General features: G+C 60.2%; 14 protein-coding genes. 12 read left to right on the top strand and 2 right to left on the bottom strand.

What is annotated here, in order from left to right:
• Positions 1 to 54 precede the first annotated feature (54 nt).
• Positions 55 to 1,344 (bottom strand): citrate synthase, encoded by a 1,290-nt coding sequence (gene gltA / locus ABVT36_RS14240; protein ID WP_367150025.1) that lies wholly within the window; start codon positions 1,342 to 1,344, stop codon positions 55 to 57.
• 459 nt (positions 1,345 to 1,803) lie between these two features.
• On the opposite strand from gltA, the gene sdhC reads away from it, so the two are divergent.
• The 11 genes from sdhC to ABVT36_RS14185 all read left to right on the top strand — a co-directional run bounded on the left by sdhC (position 1,804) and on the right by ABVT36_RS14185 (position 15,741).
• Positions 1,804 to 2,178, top strand: a complete 375-nt coding sequence (sdhC, locus tag ABVT36_RS14235) for a succinate dehydrogenase, cytochrome b556 subunit (RefSeq protein WP_368457133.1) — start codon at positions 1,804 to 1,806, stop codon at positions 2,176 to 2,178.
• Complete coding sequence (gene sdhD / locus ABVT36_RS14230) at positions 2,172 to 2,540, top strand: succinate dehydrogenase, hydrophobic membrane anchor protein (RefSeq protein ID WP_367150027.1); 369 nt, start codon at positions 2,172 to 2,174, stop codon at positions 2,538 to 2,540. The genes sdhC and sdhD overlap by 7 nt, the downstream gene beginning before the upstream one ends.
• 3 nt (positions 2,541 to 2,543) lie before the next feature.
• Positions 2,544 to 4,316 (top strand): succinate dehydrogenase flavoprotein subunit, encoded by a 1,773-nt coding sequence (gene sdhA, locus ABVT36_RS14225; RefSeq protein WP_367150028.1) that lies wholly within the window; start codon positions 2,544 to 2,546, stop codon positions 4,314 to 4,316.
• 18 nt (positions 4,317 to 4,334) lie between these two features.
• Positions 4,335 to 5,039, top strand: coding sequence for a succinate dehydrogenase iron-sulfur subunit (locus tag ABVT36_RS14220; protein ID WP_368457132.1), 705 nt, complete (start codon positions 4,335 to 4,337; stop codon positions 5,037 to 5,039).
• Between the two features lie 211 nt (positions 5,040 to 5,250).
• Positions 5,251 to 8,079 carry a 2-oxoglutarate dehydrogenase E1 component gene (locus ABVT36_RS14215; RefSeq protein WP_368457156.1) on the top strand — a complete coding sequence of 943 codons (2,829 nt, stop codon included), beginning with the start codon at positions 5,251 to 5,253 and terminating at the stop codon, positions 8,077 to 8,079.
• Between the two features lie 47 nt (positions 8,080 to 8,126).
• Positions 8,127 to 9,326 (top strand): 2-oxoglutarate dehydrogenase complex dihydrolipoyllysine-residue succinyltransferase, encoded by a 1,200-nt coding sequence (gene odhB / locus ABVT36_RS14210; RefSeq protein WP_368457131.1) that lies wholly within the window; start codon positions 8,127 to 8,129, stop codon positions 9,324 to 9,326.
• Positions 9,327 to 9,405: 79 nt separating this feature from the next.
• Positions 9,406 to 10,848: a dihydrolipoyl dehydrogenase gene (lpdA, locus tag ABVT36_RS14205; RefSeq protein WP_368457130.1), complete on the top strand. Its 1,443-nt coding sequence runs from the start codon at positions 9,406 to 9,408 to the stop codon at positions 10,846 to 10,848.
• Between the two features lie 370 nt (positions 10,849 to 11,218).
• Positions 11,219 to 12,385, top strand: coding sequence for an ADP-forming succinate--CoA ligase subunit beta (sucC, locus tag ABVT36_RS14200; RefSeq protein ID WP_368457129.1), 1,167 nt, complete (start codon positions 11,219 to 11,221; stop codon positions 12,383 to 12,385).
• A 2-nt stretch (positions 12,386 to 12,387) separates the two neighbouring features.
• On the top strand, positions 12,388 to 13,260 hold the full coding sequence (gene sucD, locus ABVT36_RS14195; protein ID WP_367150033.1) for a succinate--CoA ligase subunit alpha: 873 nt from the start codon (positions 12,388 to 12,390) through the stop codon (positions 13,258 to 13,260).
• A 300-nt stretch (positions 13,261 to 13,560) separates the two neighbouring features.
• Entirely contained in the window at positions 13,561 to 14,247 is a 687-nt protein-coding gene (locus ABVT36_RS14190; protein WP_368457128.1) for a TVP38/TMEM64 family protein, read from the top strand.
• A 24-nt stretch (positions 14,248 to 14,271) separates the two neighbouring features.
• The gene (locus ABVT36_RS14185) at positions 14,272 to 15,741 is read left to right on the top strand and encodes an NAD(P)/FAD-dependent oxidoreductase (RefSeq protein ID WP_368457127.1); all 1,470 of its coding nucleotides are present in this window, start codon (positions 14,272 to 14,274) and stop codon (positions 15,739 to 15,741) included.
• 38 nt (positions 15,742 to 15,779) lie between these two features.
• Here the strand turns inward: ABVT36_RS14185 and mltF are convergent, their stop codons facing one another.
• Positions 15,780 to 17,255: a membrane-bound lytic murein transglycosylase MltF gene (gene mltF / locus ABVT36_RS14180; protein ID WP_368457126.1), complete on the bottom strand. Its 1,476-nt coding sequence runs from the start codon at positions 17,253 to 17,255 to the stop codon at positions 15,780 to 15,782.
• 417 nt (positions 17,256 to 17,672) lie between these two features.
• Between mltF and purL the strand changes: the two genes are divergently transcribed.
• A complete protein-coding gene (purL, locus tag ABVT36_RS14175; protein ID WP_368457125.1) occupies positions 17,673 to 21,536 on the top strand; it encodes a phosphoribosylformylglycinamidine synthase in 3,864 nt (1,287 codons plus the stop codon).
• Positions 21,537 to 21,663: the final 127 nt, after the last annotated feature.

Raw genomic sequence — 21,663 nt, 5'->3', positions numbered from 1 at the left:
TCACCAGCAACAAAAAAGCCCGGCCATGGCCGGGCTTTTTTGTAATCGCCGATGTCAGCGTTTGTCCAGCGGCACATAGTCGCGCTGTGTGTGTCCTGTATACAGCTGGCGCGGACGGCCGATCTTATATGGGTTGGAGATCATTTCGTTCCAGTGGGCAACCCAGCCTGCGGTGCGGCCGGTGGCGAAAATTACCGTAAACATATCGGTGGGAATTCCGATTGCCTTCATGATGATCCCGGAGTAGAAGTCCACATTGGGGTAGAGTTTCTTGTCGACGAAGTACTCGTCCTCCAGGGCAATCTGTTCCAGTTTCTTGGCGATACGCAGCAGCGGGTCATTCTCTACGCCCATGGTGCCCAGCACCTCATCGCAGATGCCCTTCATGACGCGCGAGCGCGGGTCGAAGTTTTTGTACACCCGGTGGCCGAAGCCCATGAGACGGAAGGGATCGCTCTTGTCCTTGGCCCGCTGGACGAATTCAGCGATGCGGCTCTCGTCGCCAATCTCCTCCAGCATGTTTACCACTGCCTCGTTGGCGCCGCCGTGGGCCGGTCCCCACAGGGCTGCGATACCGGCGGAAATACAGGCAAAGGGGTTGGCGCCGGAGGAGCCCGCCAGACGCACGGTGGAGGTGGAGGCGTTCTGCTCGTGGTCGGCGTGCAGCAGGAAGATGATATCCATGGCCTTGGCCACTACCGGATCGATCTTGCTCCGCTCGCAGGGGTTGCCGAACATCATATGCAGGAAGTTGGCGGCGTAGCCGAGGCTGTTGTCCGGGTACATGAAAGGCTGGCCCTTGCTGTGTTTGTAACACATGGCGGCGAGGGTCGGCATCTTGGCGATCAGGCGGTGAGCGGAAATCTTGCGGTGCTCAGGGTCGTTGATGTCGAGGGAGTCGTGGTAGAAGGAGGCCAGTGCGCCGACCACGCCGCACAGCATCGCCATCGGGTGGGCATCGTAGCGGAAGCCCTTGAAGAAGTTCACCAGGGATTCGTGCACCATGGTGTGGTTCATGATGGTGTTGACGTATTCGCTCTTCTGCCCGGCGGTGGGCAGTTCGCCGTTCAACAGCAGGTAGCAGGTTTCCAGATAGTCGGACTCCTGCGCCAGTTGCTCAATGGGGTAGCCGCGGTGCAGCAGTTGGCCTTTGCCACCGTCGATAAAGGTGATTTTGGACTCGCAGGCAGCGGTGGACACAAAGCCCGGATCGTAGGTGAACAAGCCCTTGCTGGTCAGGTCGCCTATATCGACGACATCGGGGCCCAGAGTACCGGAGAGTACCGGCATCTCTATCGCGCCATCGATACCGTCAACTGTCAGCTGCGCTTTCTTATCGGACATTGCGAACTCCTAAATCTGTTCTTGTACCTCTGGATCCCTTGGGTTTCAGGCCTTAGGAGGGTTCCAAAGCGGGGCCAAACTTAGTTTGCACGCCGCTAAATGTCAATGTGAAAGCCGTGGACCACCGGTCGCCCAGCCACAGGATATTCCGTTGGGATCGATGACGGCAGAGTATTTGTCTGGCCCTGGCGAGTAATTGCCTGGGTATCTTCGGTGACAGCGCCGCAACTCAGGGCGTTTTTCGGTGCTATACCCTCCTTGTGGTCTCCGTCCGTCATGGCCCCGGTTTCGTTGTGTTTTGACTGTTGAATGCCTATAATCCGCGCGGCTTGCGCCACGGTATGACCGCTTTGTGCAGGGCTTGGCCAAGTCGGGCATAAACTGACCGGCAGGCAAGCTGCCCTTCCACTGAAAGCTAATCGGGCGCCCGGTCGTTCAGGGCAACAAGGTGTTTTTCCTGTGAACAAAAACAGACCAGTCAATTTAGACATTTCCACTATCAATCTTCCCGCTGCCGCTCTGGTTTCCATTCTTCACCGTATCTCCGGCGTAGTGCTCTTCGCCGTTGTGGCGCTGTTGTTGTGGATGCTGGATACCAGCCTCGAGTCCCAACAGGGGTTCGACAGTATCGCTGCTGCATTCAGCAGTGTGCCCGCGAAGCTCATACTCTGGGCTTCACTGGCGGCACTCATCTACCACCTGCTGGCCGGCATACGGCACATGCTGATGGACCTGGGGATCGGTGAATCCCTGCAGGGGGGGCGGCGCGGCGCCGTACTGGTGTTGGCGCTGAGTGTAATTGCGATTGTGCTCGTAGGAGTTTGGCTATGGTAACCACAGTGACAAGTTTCGGGCGCAGCGGCACCTTCGACTGGTTGTATCAGCGCGTCACGGCGGTGGTGCTGGTTGCCTATACCCTTTTTATTGTGGGCTTTATTGCCCTCAGCGACGGCTTTGGTTACGGCAGCTGGTCTGCGCTCTTTTCCCAACTGTGGATGCGTATCTTTAGTCTGGTAGCGCTTATATCCACTGTCGTACACGCCTGGATCGGCCTCTGGTCCGTTCTCACCGACTATATCACCAACCGCATGCTGGGCCCCAAAGCCACGGTTCTTCGCGTGCTGGCGCAGATGTTGCTGGGCGCAGTCGCGGTGATCTATGTGGTGTGGGGCATTGAAATTTTGTGGGGTGTGTAATTTATGGCGAATATGCGAACCATTTCCTTTGACGGAGTAGTGATCGGTGGCGGTGGTGCCGGCATGCGTGCCGCACTGCAGATGGCCCAGTCCGGCTTCAAGACCGCGGTGATCACCAAGGTATTTCCCACCCGCTCACACACTGTGTCCGCCCAGGGGGGGATTACCTGCGCCATCGCCAGCGCCGACCCCAATGACGACTGGCGCTGGCATATGTATGACACCGTCAAAGGCTCGGACTATATCGGCGACCAGGACGCGATCGAATATATGTGTTCCGTGGGCCCGGAAGCCGTGTTCGAACTGGAGCATATGGGCCTGCCATTCTCCCGCACCGAGGCGGGGCGTATCTATCAGCGCCCTTTCGGCGGCCAGTCCAAGGACTATGGCCGCGGTGGCCAGGCGGCGCGCACCTGTGCCGCGGCAGACCGCACCGGCCACGCCCTGCTGCACACCCTGTATCAGAACAACGTGAAACACGACACGGAGTTTCTGAACGAATGGTTCGCGGTAGACCTGGTGAAAAACCAGGATGGCGCCGTAGTGGGGGTGATCGCCCTCTGCATCGAAGACGGCGAAGTGTTGTTCATCAAGTCCAAGGCCACGGTATTTGCCACCGGCGGAGCCGGCCGTATCTATGCGTCTACCACCAACGCCCACATCAATACCGGCGATGGCATCGGTATGGCCCTGCGGGCCGGTTTTCCGGTACAGGATATGGAGATGTGGCAGTTCCATCCGACCGGTATCCACGGTGCCGGCGTGCTGGTGACTGAGGGTTGCCGGGGAGAGGGCGGCTACCTTATTAATAAGGATGGCGAGCGCTTTATGGAGCGCTATGCGCCCAACGCCAAAGATCTGGCGTCGCGCGACGTGGTGGCCCGCTCCATGGTGCTGGAAATGCTGGAGGGCCGCGGTGCCGGCCCCGAAGGCGATCACGTCTTCCTGAAACTGGATCACCTGGGCGAGGAGGTGCTGCAGTCCCGCCTGCCGGGTATCTGCGAGCTGGCCAAGACCTTTGCCCATGTGGACCCGGTCAAGACACCTATCCCGGTGGTGCCCACCTGTCACTATATGATGGGCGGCATCCCCACCAATGTGCACGGTCAGGCTCTGACCCAGGACGCCGCCGGCAACGACCACGTGATCGATGGTTTCTACGCCTGTGGCGAGGTTGCCTGCGTATCGGTGCACGGCGCCAACCGCCTGGGCGGCAACTCCCTGTTGGATCTGGTGGTTTTCGGCCGCGCATCCGGCCTGTTTATCGAACAGGCTCTGCGGGAGGGTATCGAGACCCGCGAGGCTTCGGATTCCGATCTGGAGGCCGCGATGGCGCGCCTCGACGGCCTGGAGCACAGCAACGATGGTGAGAAGGCATCCGATTTGCGTCGGGAACTGCAAAGTGTGATGCAGAACCACTTCGGTGTGTTCCGCCGGGGCGATTATATGGCCGAGGGTGTGAGCAAGCTGGAGGATCTCCGCAGCCGTATAGAGAATGTGCGCCTGGACGACAAAAGCCGCGCATTCAACACCGCTCGGATAGAGGCGCTGGAGCTGCAAAACCTGTTGGAAGTGGCCGAGGCCACCGCCATTCCGGCTGAGGTGCGCACCGAGAGCCGCGGCGCCCACGCCCGCGAGGACTTCCAGGAACGGGACGACGACAACTGGCTGTGCCACTCGATGTTCTTCCCGGCGGAAAAGCGCGTCGGCAAGCGCGCGGTCAACTTTGCCCCCAATACCGTCGAGACGTTCGAGCCAAAGGCTCGCACTTACTGATTCGGGAGCGGAAAGAGTATGTTGAAAGTAAGCATTTACCGTTACAACCCGGAAACCGACCAAGCCCCTTACATGCAGGACTATGAGCTGGATACCCAGGGCAAAGACCTGATGGTGCTGGATGTGCTGGAACTGCTGAAGGCGGAGGACCCGACACTGGCGTTCCGGCGCTCGTGCCGCGAAGGCGTGTGTGGCTCGGACGGTATGAATATCTCCGGCCGCAACGGCCTGGCCTGTACCACCCCTCTGTCCGAGGCGGCCCCCAAAGGCAAGCTGGTGCTGCGCCCGCTGCCGGGCCTGCCGGTGATCCGCGACCTGGTGGTGGATATGGAGCAGTTTTACGATCAGTACAAAAAGATTGAACCTTACCTGCAGAACGATACTCCGCCGCCGGCCATTGAACGCCTGCAGTCACCGGAGGATCGCGAAAAGCTGGATGGACTCTACGAGTGTATCCTGTGTGCCTGTTGCTCCACCGCCTGTCCTTCCTTCTGGTGGAACCCGGATAAATTCATCGGTCCGGCGGGCCTGTTGCAGTCCTATCGCTTCCTGGCTGACAGTCGCGACACGGCTGCGGATGAGCGCCTGTCCAAGCTGGATGATCCCTTCAGCGTATTCCGCTGCCACGGCATTCAGAATTGTGTGAACGTCTGTCCCAAGGGCCTTAATCCGACCCGGGCTATCGGCCATATTCGCGACATGCTGTTGGCCCGCGCTGTGTAAGGACTGCGGAAGATTGTCGACAAACTGACTGGGCCCCGGCCACCGGTTCAGTGTCAGCGGCGCTGCTTGCCACTACAAGACCGGCCTCACCGGGCCGGTGTCAGGCTGCAAAGGGGAGGTGACTCTGGACACCTCCCCTTTTGCGAGTGAAAGAAAAAGCGCAGTGTGAGTCCGCCATCGCGGGGACGCTGTGATTGAGGTAGACATCAACATGCACGAAAGCACCATGGAGCAGCTGTGGCGTAGCTCCCATATTTCCGGGGGCAACGCCGCCTATGTGGAGGCGCTGTATGAAACCTATCTGCACGACCCCAATGGTGTGCCGGAAGAGTGGCGCAGTTACTTCGACAGCCTGCCCAGGGTAGGCAATGGCAGCGATATCTCCCACTCCGCGGTCCGCACCCACTTCGAGCTGCTGGCCAAGAACCGCGCGCGACCCCTGTCGGCACCGGGTTCCGGTTCCGTCAATATCGAACACGAATGCAAGCAGATCAAAGTTCTGCAGCTGATCAGTTCCTACCGCCACCGCGGCCACAAAAAGGCGACCCTCGATCCGCTGGGGCTGATGGCCCGCGAGCAGGTGCCGGATCTGCAGCTCAACTATCACGGTCTCACCGAGGGCGATTTCGACACCACCTTCCAGACCGGTGACCTTTTCTTCGGCGACGGCGAAGCGACACTGAGGGAGATTGTCCAGGGGCTTGACCGGACCTACTGCGGCAATATCGGTGCCGAAATCATGCACCTGTCGAATCTGAATGAGCAGCAGTGGTTTCAGCAGCGATTGGAGCGCAGCCAGGCCAGGGCCAACCTGGGTGCTGATATCCAGGTGGAAATTCTCCACCGGCTGTCTGCCGCTGAGGGCCTGGAGCGGCACCTGGACTCCAAGTACCCGGGCACCAAGCGTTTTGGTATCGAGGGTGGCGAGAGCATGATCCCGATGCTGGACGCGTTGATTCGCCGCTCGGGAACTTACGGCGTAAAAGAAATAGTGATCGGCATGGCCCACCGGGGCCGACTGAATACACTGGTGAATATTCTCGGCAAGAACCCCGCCGATCTGTTCGAGGAGTTCGAGGGCAAGAAACTGCTGGATACCTCCGGTGATGTGAAGTACCACCAAGGTTTCTCATCCAATGTGATGACTCCCGGCGGGGAGGTGCACCTGGCGCTGGCGTTCAATCCTTCGCACCTGGAGATCTGTGCACCGGTAGTGGTGGGGTCGGTGCGCGCCCGCCAGGACCGCCGCGGCGACACGGCCGGCGAAAAGGTGATGCCCATCAATATCCACGGTGACGCTGCCTTTGCGGGCCAGGGCGTGGTGCAGGAAACCCTGCAGATGTCCCAGACCCGCGGCTACTATACCGGCGGCAGCGTGCACATAGTGCTCAACAACCAGGTGGGCTTCACCACCAGCAAGCGGGAGGACGCCCGCTCCACCGAGTACTGCACCGACGTGGCCAAAATGATCGACGCCCCGGTACTGCACGTAAACGGGGATGATCCGGAAGCCGTGGTACTGGCGGCGTTGCTGGCGGTGGACTATCGCTACGAGTTCAAGAAAGACATTGTGATCGACCTGGTGTGCTACCGCCGCCGCGGTCACAACGAAACCGATGACCCGTCCGGTACCCAGCCGCTGATGTACCAGGCGATCCGCAAACACAAGACCACCCGCACCCTGTACGCGGAAAAGCTAGTGGCCGAGGGCGTGCTGGACAAGCCCGCGGCGGACAAGCTGGCCAACGACTACCGCGACAAACTGGATCGCGGTGAAGATGTGGCTACCGGTTTGGTAAAACAGCCGGACCAATCCATGTTTGTCGACTGGAGTCCCTACCTGCACCACGACTGGCAGACCCCGGCGGATACCGGTTTCGCCCTGCCGAAGTTGAAGGAAGTTGCGGCCCGCATGACCACTGTGCCGGACGGTATCGTCATGCAGCGCCAGGTGGCCAAAATTTACGACGACCGCCGCAAGATGGGCGGCGGCGCCCTGCCGCTGAACTGGGGTATGGCGGAGACCCTGGCCTATGGCACCCTGCTGGAACAGGGCATTATGGTGCGCTTTACCGGTGAGGATGTGGGCCGCGGTACCTTTTCCCACCGCCACGCGGTCATTCACAGCCAGAAGGACGGCCAGTGCTACGTTCCTCTGCAGCATATGTACGACGACCAGCCGCCTTTCTATATTTACGATTCCCTGCTGTCGGAAGAGGGGGTGCTGGCGTTCGAGTATGGTTACGCCACAACCACGCCCAAATCACTGGTGATTTGGGAGGCGCAGTTCGGCGATTTTGCCAACGGCGCCCAGGTCGTGATCGACCAGTTCATCACCTCCGGTGAACACAAGTGGGGCCGCATGTGCGGGCTGGTTATGTTGCTGCCGCACGGTTATGAAGGGCAGGGGCCGGAGCACTCTTCCGCGCGCCTGGAGCGCTTTATGCAGCTGTGCGCCGAGCACAACATCCAGGTGTGCAATGCCACCACTCCGGCGCAGATTTTCCACCTGTTGCGTCGCCAGGCCATCCGCCCTATGCGCCGCCCGCTGATCATCATGTCGCCCAAGTGGATTCTGCGTCACAAGCTGGCGACCTCCAGTCTGGAGGAACTGGCGGAGGGCCGGTTCCACAATGTCATCCAGGACTCCAGCGTGGATCCGGCCAAGGTGAAGCGCCTGGTGCTGTGTTCCGGCAAGGTTTACTACCATCTGTTGGAAGCGCGCCTGGAGCGGGAGCAGGACGATGTGGCCCTGGTCCGCGTCGAGCAGCTGTACCCTTTCCCGGACGAGGAGTTTGTGGAGGCGGTGTCCGCATTCGGGCGCCTTAAGAGTGTTGTCTGGTGCCAGGAGGAGCCGATGAATCAGGGCGCCTGGTATCACAGTCAGCACCATTTGCGTCGTCTGCTGGCAGAGGTGCATCCCAAGCTGGCACTGGACTATGTGGGCCGCGTGGCTTCCGCCGCACCGGCTGCGGGCTTTATGTCCACGCACCTGGAAGAACAGAATAGGTTTATCGACGAGGCGCTGACCGTCCAGTAAAGCGGCGGCAGTAATTAGTGAAGAGTCAATCTCAGGAAACAGGTACAATGACGATCGAGATTAAAGCGCCAACTTTTCCAGAATCGGTACAGGATGGCACCGTCGCCACCTGGCACAAACAGCCGGGTGAGGCGGTGTCCCGCGACGAATTGATCGTGGACATCGAAACCGACAAGGTCGTGCTGGAAGTGGTTGCGCCCGCGGATGGTGCTATCAGCGAAGTTCTCAAGGCCGAGGGCGATACAGTCCTCTCCAACGAGGTGATCGCCAAATTCGAACCGGGTGCCGGCGCCGCTGCTCCAGAGGCCCCGGCCGTCGAGGTGGAAGAGGCGCCACCGGCTCCGGCTGCTGCTGGTGAAAAAATTGCCATGCCGTCCGCGAAGAAAATGGCGGCGGAAAGAGGTGTCGACCTGGCCGCGGTTGAAGGCACGGGCAAGGGTGGCCGCGTCCTGAAAGAGGACGTGCTGAAAGCAGGCACCGCGCCTGCCACCGCGACGCCTGCCCCGGTTGCGGCCGCTGCGGAAGTCGCCATGGCGCCGGGTGAGAGGGTCGAAAAACGCGTTCCCATGACCCGGATGCGCAAGCGCATCGCCGAGCGCCTGCTGGATGCCAGCCAGTCCACCGCCATGCTCACCACCTTCAACGAGGTGAACATGAAGCCGGTCATGGATCTGCGCAAGAACTACAAGGAACTGTTTGAGAAGGTACACAATGGCACCCGCCTGGGCTTTATGGGCTTCTTCGTCAAGGCGGCGGTGGAGGCGCTGAAGCGCTTTTCGGCGGTGAACGCCTCCATCGACGGCGACGACATCGTTTACCATGGCTATCAGGATATTGGTGTGGCGGTCTCTTCACCCAAAGGGCTGGTTGTACCCATCTTGCGCAATGCCGAGAATATGGGCCTGGCGGATATGGAGAACAGTATCCGCGACATGGGCACCCGTGCCCGGGACGGCAAGCTGTCCATCGAGGAGATGACCGGCGGCACCTTCACCATCACCAATGGCGGCGTATTCGGCTCACTGCTGTCCACGCCAATTCTGAACCCGCCGCAGACGGCCATTCTGGGCATGCACAAGATTCAGGAGCGCCCCATGGCGGTGGACGGCAAGGTGGAAATACTGCCGATGATGTACCTGGCGCTGTCCTACGACCACCGCCTGGTCGACGGCAAGGAAGCGGTGGGCTTTCTGGTGGCGATCAAGGAGATGATCGAGGATCCGGCGCGCATCCTGCTCGAAGTCTAAGTGTGGTCAGTCGCTGACCCTGAGGGGGAAGCGGATGCGCCTGTGGAAATTCTGAATATACCAACATCTGGAACAGACCATGTCGGAAAAATTTGACGTAATCGTAATTGGCTCCGGTCCGGGGGGATACGTGGCGGCGATTCGTGCGGCTCAGCTGGGCCTCAAAACCGCCTGTGTGGAAAAGTGGAAGAACAAGGAAGGCAAGGGGGTGAATGGCGGTACCTGTCTGAACGTCGGTTGTATCCCCTCCAAAGCACTGCTGGACAGTTCGTGGAAATACCACGAGGCGAAAGACGATTTCGAAGTGCACGGCATCGAAGTGGGCAAAATCAAGATGCAGGTGCCCAAGATGATCGAGCGCAAGGATGACATCGTCAAGAAATTGACCGGTGGTGTAGCGGGCCTGTTCAAGGCCAACAAGGTCACCTCCATCTGGGGTACCGGCAAGCTGCTGGCCAACAAGAAAGTCGAAGTGACCGACGACGCCGGCAAAACCACCGTCTACGAGGCGGACAACATCATCCTGGCCTCCGGTTCAGTGCCGGTGAATATTCCCCCGGCCCCGGTGGACAACAAGACTATCGTGGACTCCACCGGTGCGCTGGAGTTCGGCGCGGTTCCCAAGCGTCTGGGCGTGATCGGCGCCGGCGTGATCGGACTGGAACTGGGTTCCGTCTGGGGACGCCTGGGTGCCGATGTGGTGGTGCTGGAGGCGCTGGACACCTTCCTCTCCGTCATGGACCAGCAGATCGCCAAAGAGGCGCAGAAAATCTTCAAGAAGCAGGGCCTGGATATCCGCCTGTCCTGCCGCGTGACCGGTACGGAAGTGAAGGGCAAGGAGGTCGCGGTTGTCTACCAGGACAAGGACGGCAAGGAGCACCGGGAAACTTTCGACAAGCTGATCGTGTGTGTGGGGCGCCGTCCCTATACCGAAGGGCTGCTGTCGGAGGATGCGGGTGTCAAGCTGGACGAGCGCGGCTTTATTTATGTCAACGACCTGTGCATGACCTCAGCGCCGGGTGTCTGGGCAGTGGGTGATGTGGTGCGCGGCCCTATGCTGGCTCACAAGGCCTCTGAAGAGGGCGTTGTGGTGGCGGAGCGCATCGCCGGCCAAAAGCCGATGATGAATTACGATGTGATCCCCAATGTTATCTACACGCACCCGGAAATTGCGGCGGTCGGCCGCACCGAAGAACAGGTAAAAGCAGACGGCGAGCCCTACAATGTGGGTGTTTTTCCGTTTGCGGCCTCCGGCCGCGCCATGGCTGCCAACGATACCAGCGGGATGGTAAAAATCATCGCGCACGCCGAGACCGACCGGGTACTGGGTGCCCATATCGTCGGTCCCTCGGCCGCCGATCTGGTGCAGCAGGTGGCGATCGCGATGGAGTTCGGCTCCAGTGCGGAGGATATAGGTATGACCGTATTCGGCCATCCCACCCTGTCGGAGGCGGTAAAGGAAGCGGCCCTGGCGGCCAATGGCCACGCCATCCACATCGCCAACCGCAAGAAGCGCAACTAGGTTTCGGCCGAGGCGCCGGGGCGGTCCCGCCCCGGCTTTCCACTGGTGTCTCCAGTGTTGGCACTGTTTTGCAGCCCTATCGGCGGCGGGCAGGCTGTGACTTAACGGGTTGTTGTAAGGCCTTCCCTGGCTTTTCTCAACCCGGGTTTGCGGTCCATGTACGCAAACCCTCCGCGACAAATCGAGCAGTGACGCGCTTGATTTGCGACACGAACATCCCTGTTCGGGATAACAGGCTGTCGAAGAAAATTTTTCGACAGCCTGTTAAGCAAGATTTGAAATTTGCATCATGGGGATTTCGAATTTTGTTCTTAGGTGCAGAGTAATCTGCAATTGGTAAACACATTCCAGATGTGAATTGGTATTGACTATGAACTTGCATGAGTATCAGGGCAAGCAACTGTTTGCGGAATACGGATTGCCGGTTTCCAAAGGCATTGCGGCGGAAACCCCGGCAGCGGCAGTAGCGGCGGCTGACGAAATTGGCGGTGATAAGTGGGTGGTGAAGGCCCAGGTGCACGCTGGCGGCCGCGGCAAAGCCGGCGGCGTGAAGCTGGTGGATTCCAAGGCGGAGATTGAAGAGTTCGCCAAGAAATGGCTGGGCAATCGCCTGGTTACCTACCAGACAGATGAAAATGGACAGCCGGTTTCCCGTATCCTGGTGGAGAGCTGCACCGATATCGATCAGGAACTATACCTCGGCGCCGTAGTTGACCGCTCCACCCGCCGTATCGTTTTCATGGCCTCTACTGAAGGCGGCGTTGAAATCGAAAAGGTTGCGGAAGAGACCCCGGAAAAAATCCTCAAAGCCACCATCGATCCGCTGGTGGGCGCACAGCCGTACCAGGCGCGGGAGCTGGCATTCAAACTGGGCCTAGAGGGCAACCAGATCAAGCAGTTCACCAAGATTTTCCTGGGTCTGGCGAAAATGTTCCAGGAGAAAGACCTGGCTCTGCTGGAAATCAACCCCCTGGTTATCACCCCGCAGGGCAATCTGCACTGCCTGGATGCCAAAGTGGTTATCGACAGCAACGCCCTCTACCGCCACCCGGCCCTGCGTGAAATGCACGATCCGAGCCAGGAGGACGCGCGGGAGGCACATGCGGCCAAGTGGGACCTCAACTATGTGGCACTGGACGGCAATATCGGCTGTATGGTGAACGGCGCCGGTCTCGCCATGGGTACCATGGATATCGTCAACCTGCATGGCGGCAGCCCGGCCAATTTCCTCGACGTCGGCGGCGGTGCCACCAAAGAGCGCGTAGTGGAAGCCTTCAAGATCATCCTGTCCGATGAGAATGTCAAAGCGGTACTGATCAACATTTTTGGCGGCATAGTGCGCTGTGACCTGATTGCCGAAGGGGTTATCGGTGCGGTGGAAGAGGTCGGAGTGAAGATACCGGTCGTGGTTCGCCTCGAGGGCAACAACGCCGAGCTGGGCTCCAAGGTGCTGAGTGACAGCGGCCTGAACATTATTGCGGCCAAGAGCCTGACCGACGCTGCTGAGCAGGTGGTTAAAGCTGCGGAGGGGAAATAACCATGTCAGTACTGATTAACAAAGATACCAAAGTGATCTGTCAGGGCTTTACCGGCTCCCAGGGTACTTTCCATTCCGAGCAGGCCATTGAATACGGAACCAAAATGGTGGGCGGCGTCACTCCGGGCAAGGGCGGTCAGACCCACCTGGGCCTGCCGGTATTCAACACCGTCAAAGAAGCGGTAGAGGCCACCGGTGCGGAAGCATCGGTTATTTACGTACCGGCCCCTTTCTGCAAGGACTCCATCCTGGAAGCGGCCAACGGCGGTATCAAGCTGATTGTCTGTATCACCGAGGGTATACCGACACTGGACATGCTCGACGCCAAAGTGAAGTGCGACGAGTTGGGGGTGCGCCTGATCGGCCCCAATTGTCCGGGAGTGATAACGCCGGGTGAGTGCAAGATCGGCATAATGCCGGGCCACATTCACAAGCCGGGTAAAGTGGGCATAGTTTCCCGCTCCGGCACCCTGACCTATGAAGCGGTGAAGCAGACCACTGACTGTGGTTTTGGCCAATCCACCTGTGTGGGTATCGGCGGCGACCCCATTCCCGGTTCCAATTTCATCGACATTCTGGCGATGTTCCAGCAGGATCCCCAGACCGAGGCCATAGTGATGATTGGCGAGATCGGTGGTACTGCGGAAGAGGAAGCGGCGGCTTACATCAAAGAGCATGTCAGCAAACCGGTGGTCTCCTATATTGCGGGTGTAACCGCGCCTCCCGGAAAGCGTATGGGCCATGCCGGCGCCATCATCTCCGGTGGCAAGGGCACCGCCGACGAGAAATTTGCGGCGCTGGAAGACGCTGGTGTGAAAACCGTGCGTTCCCTGGCGGAAATCGGCAATGCGCTGAAGGAAGTAACCGGCTGGTAAGCTCCCTTTCCAAAGCACGGTTACACCGATAGGCGAGAACCCCTAGCCGGTTTGTCTGCCTGAAAAAGGTCGCTGTTTTGCGGCCTTTTTTTATGCCCGACTAAAGCTATCCGCCGCGGAACAGCAGTGGGGCGATTGCCGGGGGGGGAAAGCCAGCGGGTATCGGGCTGATACTGGGGCCGGTGCCGGGGTTTGTAACATTTTGCATCCCTGCCCGACTATTGCCAGTATCCGCGCGTAAATGTAGTGCGAGCGGTGGCGGGAGTCGCCGGCAGACGGATTTCATTTGGAGCATAGACTGTGACGAAAAAAATCATTCTACTCACTGTTATTGTGATTCTTGGGGTGGCCTTTTTTGCCTTTGACCTCAACCAGTGGCTGACTCTGGAGAGCCTCAAGCAGGGCCAGGAGCAGTTTGCTGCCTGGCAGAGCCAGTCCCCACTGCTTGTGGGACTCTTGTTCACCCTGTTCTATATCCTGATCACCGGGCTCTCACTGCCGGGCGCGGCGATCATGACACTGGCTGCGGGCGCCCTGTTCGGGCTTCTGTGGGGCACGGTAATCGTGTCTTTTGCCTCCAGCATCGGGGCCACGCTGGCATTCCTGGTATCACGCTATCTATTGCACGACTGGGTACAAAACCGGTTTGGGGAGCGCCTGCAGGCGATCAACCGCGGTGTTGCGCAGGAGGGGGCCTTCTACCTTTTCGCCCTGCGGTTGGTGCCTTTGTTTCCGTTTTTCCTGGTCAATATTTTGATGGGGCTGACCAAAATCAGAACCTGGACCTTTTACTGGGTCAGCCAGCTGGGCATGCTGACCGGCACCATCGTGTACGTGAATGCGGGCACTCAGTTGGTACAGATCAAGAGTGTTGGGGACATCCTGTCGCCGGGCCTGGTGGCATCCTTCGTACTATTGGGCCTGTTTCCCCTCCTGGCGAAAAAGCTTCTAAACCTCATCAAGCGGTTCCGGGGCCGGAACGCTTGAGCAAACCGTGTGAGTACAGCGAGTATGACTAAGCCGAAGAGTTTTGACCGCAATTTGATCGTTATCGGCGCCGGTGCCGCGGGACTGGTCAGCGCATATATCGGGGCCGCCATCAAGGCGGAGGTAACCCTGATAGAAGCGGGTGCCATGGGAGGGGACTGCCTGAATACCGGTTGTGTGCCCAGCAAGGCGCTGATCAAGTGTGCCAAGGTGGCCAACCAGGTCCGCAAGTCCGCTGAGTTCGGTATCCATACCACAGCTCCGGAAGTCAATTTTCCCCAGGTAATGCAACGGGTTCGCCAGGCGATTGAAACCATAGAGCCCCACGACAGCGTCGAGCGCTACACCGGTCTCGGGGTGGAGGTATTGCAGGGCTGGGGGCAGCTGCTGGATCCCTGGACTGTCAAAGTGACCCTCAGTGACGGCGGGGAACAGGTACTCACTGCGCGCTCCATCATTCTCGCCACCGGTGCCGCGCCGGTGGTGCCGCCTCTGCCGGGACTGGATGACATTGACTATGTCACCAGCGAGACCATGTGGGACCGGTTTGCCCAGTTGGATCGCGTGCCGGAGAGATTTGTGGTGCTGGGTGGTGGGGCTATCGGCTGTGAAATAGCCCAGTCCTTTGCCCGGCTCGGGTCCCGGGTGGCCCTGGTGGAAATGGCCCCGCGGCTGTTACCGGCGGAGGATGAGCTAGTGTCCACCACGGTGGCAGACTCACTGCGCGCGGACGGCGTCGAAGTACTGACCGCCCACAAGGCGACAGGGTTCGCTGCCGATGGCTCCCAGCAGCGTATTTTCCTCCAGGGCCCGGAAGGCGACCGCGAACTGGCCTTCGACCAGATATTGCTGGCGCTGGGGCGCCGTCCACGGGTGACCGGCTTCGGCCTGGAGGAGCTGGGACTGGTGGTCGATGGGCGCCTGCAGACGGACCAGTATTTGCGCACCGATATGCCGCATATCCTCGCCGCTGGTGACCTTGTAGGCCCCTATCAGTTTACCCACATGGCCTCTCACCAGGCCTGGTATGCGGTGGTGAATGGCCTGTTTGGCCATCTGAAGAAGTTCCGAGTGGATTACTCCCTGGTACCGCGGGCGGTGTATGTGGACCCGGAGGTGGCAAGTGTCGGCCTCAACGAGCAGGTGGCGGTGGAACAGGGTATCCCCCATACGGTGACTCATTACGATCTCAGCGATCTGGATCGCGCCATCGTCGATGGTGTCGCGCGCGGATTCGTCAAAGTGCTCACAGTACCGGGCAAAGACAAGATTCTGGGTGCCACTATTGTCGGTGAACACGCCGGCGAGTTGATGGCGGAATTCGTTATGGCGATGAAGCACGGATTGGGACTCAACAAACTGTTGGGCACCATTCACGCCTATCCCACCATGATGGAGGCCAATCGCCTGGTGGCCGGTGACTGGAAGCGCGCTCACGCGCCCCAGGGCGCCCTGAAACTGCTGGCGAAATTCCATCGCTGGCGACGCAAATAAGCTGGCAATCCGGCCCCGCTGTTTCCGGTAGGGCCGCTTTATAGCGCCGGGGTGGGCCCGGCCACTTCCGGTTGGCTGCTGTCCGCCAGTGCCTCGGCTTCTTCCCGGGCCTGCCTGGCCAGCCGCTGCTCCTCAATACGACTGCTCCAGGTCAACAGGGCCTGATAGTGGCGGATGTTCTGTACGTAGGTCACCGGCTCCCAGCCGCGGGCATAGCCGTGTTTGGTGTTCTTGTAATACTGTCGCTTGGCGAGAAGCGGCAGGTGCTCGCGCACATCCACCCAGAGGTCCGGGTTGCTCCCCATTTTTTCCGTGAGTACCCGGGCGTCCTCGAGGTGGCCAAGGCCCACATTGTAGGCCGCGAGTGCCATCCAGGTGCGGTCTGGCTCCTGAATGCGCGCGGGGATCTTATCGTGGATTTGCACTATATAGCGGGCGCCGCCCTCAATGCTCTGCAGGGGGTCCAATCGGTTCACCCCCAGCTCGCGGGCGGTGCCCAGGGTGAGCATCATCAGACCGCGGACGCCGGTACGGGATTTGGCTTTGGGGTTCCAGTGGGACTCCTGGTAGCTCAGTGCGGCCAGCAGGCGCCAGTCCAGGTCGTATTTTTGTGCCGCTTCCTGCATGGCGTCGCGCCATTTCGGCAGGCGCTCCCTGGTACTTTTGCTGAATGCCTTGGCCCCCCCGGCGTTCAGCGGAGTCAGGTGGCCGAAAAACTCCTCCCGCAACCGGGCCGCTATGCCGTTGGTGTTGGCCCGCAACACAAAGCTGCGCGCGGCGTGGTAGAGACTGTCGTCCTCTCCCTGGGGGAAGGCCCAGGAGACGGGTTGAAACTGGGTGAGATTGAAGGCAAGTGCAGTGTTGGGGAAAAGGCCCCGATGCACGGCGTAGGCGTTGGAATCCACTACCGCATAGGGGAATTTGCCCTCATTCACCATTTCCAGCAATTCCATGGTGGCGACGTCATCCACCTCCTGCCACTCCAGGGCCGGGTATCGCTGTGACAGGTGGCGCATTTCCTCGGCGTGGGCGCTGCCGGCCAGTACCGCCACTTGCTTGCCGATCAGATCGGAGATTTTGCGCGGGCGCTTTTCACCCAGACGGTAGATCACCTGCTGGCGGATCTCCAGGTAGGAAGGGGTGAACCTGACCTCCTCGCGCCGCGCCGATGTTACAGTCAGCCCGGCTGCCGCCATGTTGGCACCCTCCTGGGGGTCCCCCAGGCGGGTGAAGAGCTGATTGACACTCTGGCTGTCACGGATCACCAGCTGGACACCCAGTTCGTCGGCAAAGGCCTTCAGCATGCCGTATTCAAAGCCGGTAAAGTGGCCGGAGGCGTCCTCGTAATAGGTGGTGGGGCCGTTAAGTGAGAGAACCACCAACTGGCCGGAGGATTTGACCTGTTCCAGTACACTGGGGGCCTTGCTCGCCACCAGCAGCAATGCACAGGCACACAGCGCCAGCCCTTTGACCAGGCGGCGGCTATAGCGCAGCAAGCGGCGTTTGGTGATCATCAATGGTCCCCTCCCAGTCCCTTAGCTGTTATTCTGTGGCGGCCTTCCCCACAGCCTGCCGGCACAGATCTTCCCTGGCCTGGGCGGCAAAATGCGGGCAATTTTACCCTATTTGCTGCGCATTTGCTCACCGGCCAGGTTTCATTGTCGTCACAGACCCGTATACATGGATTAAGTTTAGTCGTTGCAGGGCGGGTATGAGCCGATTGTCGCATTTTGCGCCACTGTGGCCGGGGCTTAAGCGGGCCGGGCGCGCCGCCCGCCGCTGTCGGACAGCCAGTGTGTGCCGCCCCTGATATACAGTGTTGAAGGCCGCAGGGTTCGGGTACAATTGCGCCCTCTCCGATTCCCCGTGGAAGCTGCACCGCGCTCCGTGATGCGGATTCCCAATCTTCAGACAAGAGGCAAACTCCCGCGATGCTGATTCTGCGTGGTGCTCCCGCACTGTCGAAATTTCGTCACCAAAAGCTCCTCAACCAGTTGCGTTCCCTGCAACCCGCGATCCAGGACGCCTATGCCGAATTTGTCCACTTTGCGGACTCGCCGGAGCTCAGCGGCCAGCAGCAGTCGCTGCTGGAGCGCTTGTTGCAATACGGCCCCAGCGAGGAAAAGCACCAGCCCGAGGGCCGGCTGCTTTTGGTGGTACCGCGGCCCGGTACCATCTCTCCCTGGTCCTCCAAGGCGACGGATATCGCACACAATGCCGGCCTGACCCAGATTCGCCGCCTGGAGCGGGGCATCGCCTACTACCTTAGCGGCGTCGACTTAACAGAAGCTGAATGGGGCGCCCTGGCCGAGCTGTTGTACGACCGTATGGTAGAGACAGTACTGGGGGATTTAGCCGCTGCGGAACAGTTGTTCACCACCGGGGAGCCCCGGGCGCTGACCACTGTGGATATTCTCGATGGCGGCCGCAGCGCGCTGGAAGGGGCCAATGTCAGCCTGGGCCTGGCGCTGGCAGAGGATGAAATCGACTATCTCCTGACCAACTTCGAAACGCTGGAACGCAACCCCACCGATGTAGAGCTGATGATGTTCGCACAGGCGAACTCCGAGCATTGCCGTCACAAGATATTCAATGCCAGTTGGACCATCGACGGGGAGGAGATGCCGCACTCCCTGTTCGGCATGATTCGCAATACCTACCAGCTGGGTGGCGAGGATGTCCTGTCCGCCTATGCCGACAACGCCGCGGTGATGGTGGGGCATAGGGCGGGTCGTTTCTACCCGGATCCGGAGACCAGAGAATACGGCTTCAGTCACGAGTCCATTCACATATTGATGAAAGTGGAGACCCACAACCACCCCACTGCCATAGCGCCGTTTCCGGGTGCCGGTACCGGCGCCGGTGGTGAAATCCGCGACGAGGGTGCGGTGGGCCGCGGGTCCAAGCCCAAGGTGGGCCTGACCGGATTTACGGTTTCCAACCTGCGCATCCCCGGCTATCTGCAGCCCTGGGAGCTGGACTATGGCAAGCCTGAGCGCATAGTGTCGGCGCTGGATATTATGGTTGAGGGGCCCATCGGTGGTGCCGCCTTCAACAACGAGTTTGGCCGCCCAAACATTTGCGGCTATTTCCGCACCTTTGAGGAGAACTTTGGCGGTGAGCGCCGCGGCTACCACAAGCCCATCATGATCGCCGGGGGCTATGGCAATATCCGCGAGGAGCACATCGATAAGCCGCCCTTCAAACCCGGCGCCAGGCTGGTGGTCCTTGGGGGGCCAGCGATGCTGATCGGCCTCGGCGGCGGCGCCGCCTCCAGTATGTCCAGCGGCTCCAGCTCCGAGGATCTGGATTACGCCTCGGTGCAGCGCCAAAACCCGGAAATCGAGCGCCGCTGTCAGGAAGTCATCGACCAATGCTGGCAGCTGGGTGACAGCAACCCCATCGCTTTTATTCACGACGTGGGTGCCGGTGGCCTTTCCAATGCGTTTCCGGAACTGGTGAAGGACGGCGGCACCGGCGGCAGGTTCGAATTGCGAGACATACCCTGCGATGAGCCGGATATGAGTCCGCTGGAAATCTGGTGCAACGAATCCCAGGAGCGCTACGTGCTGGCGATAATGCCGGACGATCTGCAGCGCTTCGAGAGTATCTGCGAACGCGAGCGCTGCCCCTATGCAGTGGTCGGCGAAGCGACCGAGGACAGGCATCTGTTACTGGGTGACCAGTTGTTCGATAGCAGGCCGGTAGACCTGCCCATGTCGGTGCTGTTTGGCAAACCGCCGCGCATGCACCGCGAGGCGGAGAAGTGCCAAGTGGCCACTGATGAATTCAGCACCGCCGGTATCGATTTGAATGAAGCGGTGGAGCTTGTATTGCGGCTGCCCACAGTGGCCAGCAAGAATTTCCTCATCACCATCGGCGACCGCACTGTGACGGGGCAGGTATCCCGGGACCAGATGGTGGGCCCCTGGCAGGTGCCGGTGGCGGACTGCGCCGTGACTACCGTGGCCTATGACAGTTATGCCGGCGAAGCCATGGCCATGGGTGAGCGCACCCCAGTGGCGCTTTTGAATGGCCCGGCCTCCGGCCGCCTGGCTGTGGGGGAGGCCATTACCAATATCGCCGCGACCCGGATACGGCAGTTGTCGGATATCAAACTGTCGGCCAACTGGATGTGCGCCGCCGGCCATCCGGGCGAGGAGGAGAAGCTCTACCGCACTGTGGAGGCCGTCGGCATGGAGCTCTGCCCCGAGCTGGGTATCACCATTCCGGTGGGCAAGGATTCCATGTCCATGCGCACTGACTGGAACGATGCCGGAGTGGATAAATCGGTGACGGCGCCCTTATCGCTGGTTATTTCCGCATTTGCCCCAGTGGTGGACGTGCGCAGAACGGTGACCCCGCAGCTGCGCCCGGGCAGGGACAGCGAACTGGTCTTTGTCGACCTGGGCGCAGGCCGCAACCGCATGGGCGGTTCCTGCCTGGCGCAGGTATACAACCAGTTGGGCCGCACCCCAGCGGATCTCGAGGACCCCAAACGCCTCAAGGGTTTTTTCGAGGTGATGCAGCAGGCGCTGGAAGAGGAACTGGTTATCGCCTACCACGATCGCTCCGACGGCGGTCTGTTCGTCACCCTGGCAGAGATGTGTTTTGCCGGCCGCGTGGGGGTCGACGTGGATATCTATGAGCTGGGCGACGATGTGATCGCGACACTGTTCAGCGAGGAGCTGGGGGCGGTATTGCAGGTCCCCGCCAACGAGGCGGAAATGCTGGTGCAGCGGTTTGCCGCAGTCGGGGTGGCCGCGCACCAGATCGGCGATCTGCGGCGCGATGAAATGCTGCGTATCTCCTGCTGTGGCCGGGAGGTATTTTGCCGCTCCCGCGCCGAGTTGCAGCGTATCTGGGCGGAAACCAGCTGCCGTATCCAGGCCCTGCGCGACAATGCCGATTGCGCGGCACAGGAGTTTGCCACCATCGGCGAGGAGGACCCGGGTCTCTCCGTCAATCTCAGTTTCGATCTCAACCGGGATATCAGTGCACCCTATATCGCCCGGGGCCAGCGGCCCGCAGTCGCCATACTGCGCGAGCAGGGGGTGAACAGCCAGGTGGAAATGGCCCATGCATTCCACCGCGCCGGTTTTAGTGCGGTCGACGTCCATATGAGCGATATTCTGGCCGGGCATGTCACCCTGGACGAATTTCGGGGGCTGGTGGCTTGTGGTGGCTTCTCCTACGGCGATGTACTGGGTGCCGGTGAGGGCTGGGCCAAGACGATTCTGTTCAACGATCGCGCCCGCGACCAGTTTGCGGGCTTCTTTCAGCGCCCGGACACCTTTGGTCTGGGAGTCTGTAACGGCTGCCAGATGTTCTCGGTGATCAAGGAGCTGATCCCGGGGGCCAGCCACTGGCCGCGGTTTGTGCGCAACCTTTCCGAGCAGTACGAAGCGCGCTTCTCCCTGGTAGGTATAGAGGAGTCGCCGTCGGTGCTGTTTCGGGGCATGGCCGGATCCTCAATGCCGGTGGCGGTTGCCCACGGCGAGGGGCGGGTGGAATTCGCCACCCGGCAGGCGCTGGAGGCCTGCGAGCAGTCCGGCACCATCGCCATGCGCTACCTGAACAATCACCGGCAGATCAGCGAGACCTACCCCGCCAATCCAAACGGTTCGGCGAATGGCATAACAGCCCTGTGTTCCGAGGACGGTCGCGTCACCATCATGATGCCGCACCCGGAGCGTGTTGCCCGCGCCGTATGCAACAGCTGGCACCCGGATGACTGGGAAGAGGATTCCGGCTGGATGCGCCTGTTCCGCAATGCGCGGGTGTTTGTTGACTGAATAAGTCTCGATAGTCGATGTCCGCAAATGCCCGCACAGTGTGCGGGCATTTTTATTTGCGGGCCCGATGCAGCAAGAGATCTAATCGGAAGTTTGTTCAAAATAGTGACGATTTGATCGAAATATG

The organism is Microbulbifer sp. TYP-18, assembly GCF_040932045.1.
Classification (GTDB): domain Bacteria; phylum Pseudomonadota; class Gammaproteobacteria; order Pseudomonadales; family Cellvibrionaceae; genus Microbulbifer.
This window is presented reverse-complemented; position numbering and strand designations above follow the sequence as displayed.